Here is a 592-nt window from a genome sequence, read left to right as displayed (position 1 = left end):
TGATCCGTCCCGGGGTTTCCGGAGGGTTCGTCTCACGGGAAGATGGATCTTATGGCAGGAACGAAGCGGTATCCGGCGCAGTTGAAGCGGGACGCGGTGGAAATGGTGGCCCAGTTGGTGGCTCAGGGTTCGACGGAGTGGGCGGCGATGGGCAAGACCGCTGATCTGCTCGGTGTCGGGTCGGCCGAGACGGTACGCAAATGGGTGCGCAATGTGCCTGAGGTTGCTGCTGGGGTTAGCCAGGTCGCCGCGGAAGGCGAGGAGGTGCGCCGGCTGCGCCGGGAGGTTGCCGAGCTCAAACGGGCGAACGGGATTTTGAAGGCGGCGTCAGCTTTCTTCGCGGCCGAGATCGACCGGCCACACCGCTGATCGTGGAGTTCATCGGCGCTCACCAGGGCAACCGGGTGGGCGCCGATGGTCTTGTTTGGGGAGTCGATTCGATGTGTCAGGTGCTCACCGAGCATGGTGTGCCCATCGCCCCGTCCACGTACTACGAACACCGCACCCGCGGGCCGAGCCGGCGGATGCTGGCCGACGCACGCGTGATTGACGCGATTTGGACGATGCGCCACGATCAGCCGCTGACTCGGGT

General features: G+C 65.2%; 1 pseudogene. It reads left to right on the top strand.

The annotated features are described in order from the left end of the window. Nucleotides 1-147: 147 nt before the first annotated feature. Nucleotides 148-509 (top strand): annotated as a pseudogene (locus GOARA_RS20865) (IS3-like element IS987 family transposase); the annotation flags it as partial. Nucleotides 510-592: the final 83 nt, after the last annotated feature.

The organism is Gordonia araii NBRC 100433, from assembly GCF_000241265.1.
In the GTDB taxonomy this organism is placed as follows: domain Bacteria; phylum Actinomycetota; class Actinomycetes; order Mycobacteriales; family Mycobacteriaceae; genus Gordonia; species Gordonia araii.
This window is presented reverse-complemented; position numbering and strand designations above follow the sequence as displayed.